The sequence below is a fragment of the Planktosalinus sp. genome (genome assembly GCF_059864935.1).
Genome location: NZ_JCBCCK010000491.1, coordinates 1 through 5,304, shown reverse-complemented (window position 1 = coordinate 5,304; position 5,304 = coordinate 1). Strand labels below are relative to the sequence as shown.

Annotated in this window: 2 protein-coding genes and 1 pseudogene; all 3 read right to left on the bottom strand. The window is 41.5% G+C overall.

Annotated features, from left to right (window positions below; all coding sequences use genetic code 11):
* On the bottom strand, positions 1–2,009 hold a 2,009-nt coding region (locus AC6F75_RS14255), incomplete at its 3' end, for a DNA translocase FtsK 4TM domain-containing protein (protein WP_500715755.1).
* A gap of 88 nt (positions 2,010–2,097) precedes the next feature.
* The gene (locus tag AC6F75_RS14250) at positions 2,098–3,777 is read right to left on the bottom strand and encodes a sodium:solute symporter family transporter (protein WP_500715754.1); all 1,680 of its coding nucleotides are present in this window, start codon (positions 3,775–3,777) and stop codon (positions 2,098–2,100) included.
* 121 nt (positions 3,778–3,898) lie between these two features.
* Positions 3,899–5,304: pseudogene (locus AC6F75_RS14245) on the bottom strand (LmbE family protein); the annotation flags it as partial.

Below are 5,304 nucleotides of genomic sequence, written 5' to 3'. Positions count from 1 at the left end.
TGCTCCACTTCAGGGGTGTCAACAAAGGCACATTGTAATCGTGTCAGGTCGTTGCCCTGAGTGAAAAGCATATCGCCACGACCGATAAGCTGGTCTGCACCTGAACTGTCAAGTATGGTTCTGGAGTCAATTTTTGAGGTTACCCTAAAGGCGATTCGCGCAGGGAAATTGGCTTTAATGATCCCGGTAATTACATTAACCGATGGACGCTGGGTAGCAATAATCAAATGAATTCCGATAGCACGTGCAAGTTGTGCCAAACGTGCTATGGGTGTTTCCACCTCTTTGCCGGCAGTCATAATGAGGTCTGCAAATTCATCTACAATAAGGACAATGTATGGTAAAAATTTATGGCCATCGTTGGGGTTGAGTTTTCGCGCTTTGAATTTGACATTGTACTCAGCAATATTGCGCACCATGGCGTCTTTGAGCAGGTCATAGCGCCTGTCCATTTCGATGCACAATGAATTGAGCGTATTAATTACCTTGCTGTTGTCAGTAATAATGGCGTCTTCACTGTCGGGAAGTTTTGCTAAATAATGCCTTTCAATTTTATTGAAAAGTGTAAGTTCCACTTTTTTGGGGTCCACTAAAACAAACTTCACTTCGGCGGGGTGTTTTTTATAAAGCAAGGAGGTCAAAATAGCATTCAATCCCACCGATTTACCTTGTCCGGTAGCACCTGCCATCAGCAGGTGAGGCATTTTGGCCAGATCGACCACAAAGGTTTCATTGGAAATGGTTTTACCCAATGCCAGCGGGAGTTCCATTTCGGCATTCTGGAATTTGGGCGAAGCAATTACCGAACGCATCGAAACCATTTTCGGGTTTTTGTTGGGCACTTCAATACCAATTGTTCCCCTTCCGGGAATGGGTGCAATAATCCTGATACCTAATGCTGAAAGTGATAACGCAATATCATCTTCCAGATTTTTGATTTTTGAAATTCGGATACCCGCTTCTGGGATGATTTCATATAAAGTGACCGTGGGACCAACAGTAGCTTTGATCTGGTCGATTTCAATTTTATAATTTCTCAGGGTTTCAACAATGGTGTTTTTGTTTTCCTCAAGTTCTTCCTGATCGATAGTAATTCCTGAACCGGGGTTGTATTCCTTCAGCAAATCCAGGGTCGGGAATTTGTAATTGCTCAACTCCAGTTTGGGGTCAAATTCACCAAAATCTTTCACCAACTTGTTACTCAATACTTCAACTTCTTCTTCATCTTCGGCCTGTTCCACTTCAAGTGCTACATCATCTTCATTTTCAGACTTGATGACAATTTTTTCCCTGACAGGTTGAGGAGTTGGGATTTTTTCTTCAAATTTTCCCTCTTCTTCTATTTCATCTAAAGTGTGCCTGATTTCTGTATCGGCCTTTTCAGTTTCCATATTGGCGGAAGCCAGTTCGTCTTTAATTTCTTTTCTTCGGTTTTTGAAGTAGGTGAGTATGGAGTCCGGTGAAAACTTGAAATGGTAAACCGAAAATGCCACAAAGAGGAAAAACATCAGCAAACTTGCGCCAATCAATCCCATATAATCCTGAAGAAAACTGTTGATTTCAAAACCAACCACACCGCCAAGAATGGCTGAGGTTGATGCAAAAAAACCAAAGAAAACCGATAACCAAAGCATAACGATAATGCCCCAGAACCATAATTTTTTGAGTGGTTTTACCGGAAGACTGAAAAAGAGAAAAATTCCGCTGAGCGTAAGTAGCAGGCTGAAAATCAAAGAAGCGACTCCAAAACCCTGATATACGAAAAAGTGACTAACAGCAGCACCAAATTTATTCAACAGGTTCTGGGCTTGTTCTTCCCTGTTGGTAAAATCTGAGAGTAAACTTTGATCGGCTTGCCAGGTAAACAAAAACGAAATAAAAGAAATGGTCAATGCAATGCCTAAAACCGCCAAAAAAATTCCGAAGATGATTGTTTGTTGCTTGCTGAATTGCAAACGGGGCAACTTACTTTTTTTGGATGATGAGGTGTTTCCTTTTTTTCCTGCCATTGGTGAACCGATATTAGACAAAAGTACAAAATTGTTAACGTTATAACGACAAAAAAAAGTGTTTATGTCTTTAGGGAAAAACTGCGAATCAAGGTCTGTTGTTTCTTATTGTTTGAATCACCAAAGCAATGCCAATGACCACCACACAGCCAAATAGATTGAGCCACAAATAAGGCATCCAGTCCTGCCACCAACCGAAAATTACGATAAATTGTGTGATGATTGCCGCAACAAATACAGCATTTGCTTTTACATATTTGATAAAAAAGGCCAGCAGGAAAATACCCAGCACATTACCATAGAAAATGGAACCAATAATATTGACCAGTTGAATTAAATTGTCAAACAAATTGGCGACACAGGCTATGCCAATAGCTATGGCTCCCCAAAGTAAAGTAAACCATTTTGAAGCCCTCAGATAATGTTTTTCATCGCCATCGGTTTTGGCGTTTCGTTTGTACAAATCCATAGTGCTGGTGGTGGCCAGAGCATTCAGTTCAGAAGCGGTGGAAGACATGGCTGCACTTAAAATCACGGCCAGCAATAAACCAATCAAGCCACGAGGGAGGTTGTTCAGGATAAAGTGGATAAACACATAGTCTTTGTCGTTGGTTTCCACTTTTCCGTTGGCCTGACTGATTAACTCGCGCGCTTGTTTTCTGTATTCCCGATCCCTTTTGTCCAATGCCACGATACTTTCCTGATAAATGTGCCTGTCGGCTTCGTTTTCGACATTGTTAAAGTTGTAAATGGCTTGCTGTTTAGTCTCAAAATTGACTTGTAGATGTTGTTGAAGTTCTTGATAATCTTCGGCGTAAACTGAATTGAGCACTTCCCTTTCAGCAACCGGATTAAAATTTAATGGGGAAGCGTTAAACTGATAAAACACAAAAACCAAAACCCCCACCAGCAGGATAAAGAACTGCATTGGCACTTTTAAAATACCGTTCATAATCATTCCCATTTGGCTTTCACGAACTGAACTTCCCGAAAGGTAACGTTGCACCTGGCTTTGGTCAGTTCCGAAATAGGCGAGTGCCAGAAAAGCTCCTCCAATGATACCACTCCAGAATGTATAGCGATTGTCCAGATTGAATGAAAAATCAATGATGTCCATTTTTCCGCTTGCACCGGCAATATCCAATGCATTTGAAAAAGTGATGTTTTCCGGTAGGTAGCTGATGATGATAAAAAATGCGACAAACATACCACCAAAAATCACCGCCATTTGTTGTTTTTGGGTGACACTCACTGCACGAGTTCCGCCGGAAACGGTATAAATGATAACCAGCAAGCCAATGATGATATTCAGATAAAAAAGGTTCCAGCCCAATACTGCCGATAAAATAATCGACGGTGCAAAAATGGTAATCCCGGCTGCAAGCCCGCGTTGAATGAGAAACAAAGTGGCCGTTAATGAGCGTGTTTTTAAATCAAACCGGTTTTCGAGAAATTCATAAGCCGTATAGACTTTTAAGCGGTGATACATGGGAATAAACACCATACAAATAATGACCATCGCTATGGGCAAACCAAAATAGAATTGCACAAAGCCCATCCCGTCGTGGAAAGCCTGACCCGGAGTAGATAAAAAAGTAATCGCACTCGCCTGAGTTGCCATTACCGAAAGCCCGATGGTCCACCATCCTGAAGTGTTGCCTCCCTTGAGAAAATCCTTAACGTTTCGGCTGCCGCGTGTTTTCCAGACACCATAAACCACAATAAAAATCAATGTTCCGCTAAGGACCAGCCAATCGTTTATATGCATTTTAGGTAAGGTATATCATTAATAAGTAAAACATAACAATGTAAACGGCATTGGCCACCAGAACGATGGTGTATGATTTTTTCCAGGTGTATTTATCGGAAGTAAAATTCAAATCAATTAGTTATTGTGTTAAAGATAACAAATTTGCAAACAACCGATAAGCACCCGGAACACCGGCGGGCAATTGCCTGAAAAAACTCAAGCCGGTATAAGCGATATGCCCTTTGCCGTATTGGGCAATCACTAAAGCACCTTCAACCGGGTCCTCACCCGGGTCGCTGATGCGGAATATGGGTTCAAACTCCTTAGACCAACCATTGGCAAAATACAAACCGCGCTCCTGTACCCAGTTGTCAAAATCGGTTTGGGCGATTTTATTTGGTGTGTTTAAAACACGGTGATTGGGATTGATAAAACGCATCTCAGCTGTATGATCTGTAATACGGTCTCTGGAGAGATTTAACTCATAAGGAGCCAGGTTTTCGGTGACCAATCCCCTTGAAACATTGTATTGCATAATAAGATTGCCGCCATTTTTCACATAATCAAACAAGATTTCCTGTCGAAAGCGCAGAATGTCGTGTATATTGTAAGCTCTGATCCCAACAACAATGGCATCAAAACCGATAATGCTTTGTAAATTCATTGTTTCTAAGTTGATTTCGGTAACGTTGTAGCCAATTTGTCGTAAAGCCGAAGGGACATCATCACCTGCACCGGAAATATAACCGATGTTTTCGCCATTGATTTCCAGAGGAATTCGGGCGATTTTCGCTTCAGCTGGAAGCAAAATATGCTGATAGGGGATGTGGTCATAATCAATGGTTACCGTTTCATTCACATAATAAGAGTCGCCCACCTGCATCAGTAAATTCAAACTGCCTTCACTTTGTTGTTTGGGAGGGGTTACTTTGAAAACAAATTCCTTTTCTTCGTCTTTACTGTTTAATTGAAATGTTTGCGGTTCGCTCACTTTCCAACCTTGCGGATGATTCAATGAAACCATTCCGGAAACATTGTCTCTTCCGGCCCTCACAGTAACAGCAACATTTCTGGGCGCATCATCACCAAAAATAAATACTTTATTACTGATTTTTCCGGTAACTTCTGGCAACACTTGAAAAGGCTGATAGACTTCGCCGGTAACCGGGCTGTTAAACTTATAAATAATGTCCCGTTTAAACGTAAACGCTTCACCTTCAATGTTCACTTTAAAGTAAACCGGTTCATTTTCATTGATTACGGGTTCGCCGATTTTTTTGATGTCATCAACATTGAACAAGCCTGTTGTTCCTTTTTTCTTGATCCAGTAGGGAGAAGTGTAAGGGGCATTTCTTGGAATAATAATTTGACTTTCTGAATTCACCCTTCTGTTTTCCGGTAAAGCTTTTTGCCCGTCAAGCAGTGACTTTTTGTTGTAAATCACATCGGTGAGTTGCATATCCACTTTGGAACGGTTGATGGCTTCCATGCCCAGTTTGATTTCCGAACCGGGCGAAGTGTATTGGCTTTCGGCAACGGCCTCCA